General features: G+C 70.8%; 1 protein-coding gene and 2 pseudogenes. 2 read left to right on the forward strand and 1 reads right to left on the reverse strand.

The genetic code is table 11. From position 1 onward, the window contains the following. Nucleotides 1-190, reverse strand: a pseudogene (locus ACIOJE_RS41220) (aminopeptidase P family protein); the annotation flags it as partial. A gap of 463 nt (nucleotides 191-653) precedes the next feature. Between ACIOJE_RS41220 and ACIOJE_RS41225 the strand changes: the two are divergent. Further along, entirely contained in the window at nucleotides 654-1,301 is a 648-nt protein-coding gene (locus ACIOJE_RS41225) for a helix-turn-helix domain-containing protein (RefSeq protein WP_400783828.1), read from the forward strand. 535 nt (nucleotides 1,302-1,836) lie between these two features. Continuing rightward, nucleotides 1,837-2,098: pseudogene (locus ACIOJE_RS41230) on the forward strand (aminopeptidase P family protein); the annotation flags it as partial.

Below are 2,098 nucleotides of genomic sequence, written 5' to 3' on the forward strand. Positions count from 1 at the left end.
TGTCGTTGGAGCGGACCTTCGGGGTCCCCGACGGGATCACCAGCAGCTCGCCGGGGAAGCGCGCCGACAGCGCGGCCCGACGCCGCGCGGTGTGTGCGGCCTGCGCGATCGGCTCCAGATCACGCCGCTCGGTGTCCGCCCAACCCCGCTTCATACTCTCCGCAAGCTCATCACTCACACCCCCGGGCAGGCGGTTCGTCTGCGGCTGGGTGTCATCGGCCGGTGGGGCCTCGGGCGTCTGCTGGGTCGGCTGGGTCACTACCGTCTCCTGGACGATCGATTGCGGTCGAGGCTGCTGAGGGTGGGCAGCCTTCGCGTGTCGGGGTGTGGGCAGGGCAAAGGGTGGGTAGGGAAAGCGGATCGTTTGCGCGGCGGGTGTGGATCGCACCCGCCGGTGGCGAGGATCTTCCCGCTAGACTCGCCGTCAGCGAGCTGGCACCAATGCGTTGGGCTGCGCCGGTCGGGCCACAACCTGCTCGTGGGCGATCGGCTGAGCGGACGTCACGGAGCTTGCGTCGAACGATCTGGACCCGGCAGGAGCTCATCCCCACCCGTCACCAGATGGGCTTGCTCGGGTGTTGCGGATGTGAACATGCCTGCTGGCATGTCCCGTACGGTATATCGAACGTCGACGGAGAGGGAAGAGGGAAAGCATGAGCGTCTCCACGGAATCCGTCCGAGCCGTACTGGCCGCCAACCTGAAGCAGGTGCGGACCCAACGCGGGCTGTCGATCTCCGAGTTGTCGAGGCGTTCGAAGATCGGCAAGGCGACGTTGTCGCAGCTGGAGTCGGGTACCGGCAACCCCACTCTGGAGACGGTGCTCGGCCTCTCGCGCGTCCTGGAGGTGCCGGTCTCCGACCTGGTCGACCGCCGGCCGTCCAGCGGGCTCACGGTGGTGCGCGCCGCCGATGTGGAGGCACTGCGCGGGAAGGCGGTCGACATCAGGCCGTTGCGGCGGATCGAGTCCGAGGACTCGGTGTTCGAGGTCTACGACCAGCAGGTGCGGGCCGGGTGCACCCAGGACTCGCTGGGCCACATCGGGACCGAGCACACGGTCGTGCAGGCCGGTCGGCTCGGTGTGCGGGTCGACGGGCACGAGGTGGAACTGGGGCCCGGTGACTACGTGGGCTTCGACGCGACGCTGCCGCACACGTACACGGCCCTGGAGGGCACGGTCCGCTCGGTGCTGCTGCTGCACTCCCGCGGGGAGCAGCGGCTGCACCTGGCCGACCTCGGTTCGACCTCCCGGTGCCCCGCCCACCCGGCCGTGGTGCCGCCCCGGGGTGTTGCCGGGGAGTGACCGTTGACGCACCAAGTGTGAGGCCCTAGGCTCCCGTTGTTCGGTTTACCGAATGCCCGGGTGGTACACGGAGCGCAGCGTGGCCGGGGCGGCGACAGGGTGCCCCGGTCCGGCTTCCCGGCGCGGCCGGTCCGACCCTGTTCGACTGTCGGGACGGCTCTCGGGGTGACGGCCCCACCGGGTGTGCCCCCGTGCGGGGTTGACGGCCGGCGCCCGACACGCCGATACCGCCACCGCACTCAGGTGCCTCTTTCCTCCCGCCGCCGTTCGATATACCGTACGGATCGTGCCGACGGGCGAGCCCGGCTGCCGATCGCCACCCACCACGGGGTGGCGGGGGAGTCGCAGCCCGGCCGGACGTCGACGTGGCCGAACACGTCGACGGCCGGCCAGCCGACACGGAGCCCGGTGGGGAGCAACCGGCGCTCCCGGTACGGCGATACGGCCCACGGGGCGGGGGCCGCCCGGGCCCGTCCACCCCCACCAGGGCTGCCCACCCTCAGCAGTCCGGACCGATGCGACTCAGGAGACGGTTGTGACCGAGCGGACATCCGAGAGCCAGGAGCTCCTGGCCCCCGACAGCGAGCGCAAGGCGCGGAAGAACGGTCTGATCCACGGCGTGAGTGATGAGCTTGCGGAGAGTATGAAGCGGGGTTGGGCGGATACCGAGCGGCGTGATCTGGAGCCGATCGCGCAGGCCGCGCACACGGCGCGGCGTCGGGCCGCGCTGTCGGCGCGCTTCCCCGGCGAGCTGCTGGTGATCCCGTCGGGGACCCCGAAGGTCCGTGCCAACGACT

The organism is Kitasatospora sp. NPDC087861, from assembly GCF_044742585.1.
In the GTDB taxonomy this organism is placed as follows: Bacteria; Actinomycetota; Actinomycetes; order Streptomycetales; family Streptomycetaceae; genus Kitasatospora.

Excerpts from the sequence above, each read along its gene's own strand:
- ACIOJE_RS41225 (WP_400783828.1), top strand. The coding sequence starts at position 654 with ATGAGCGTCTCCACGGAATCCGTCCGAGCCGTACTGGCCGCCAACCTG.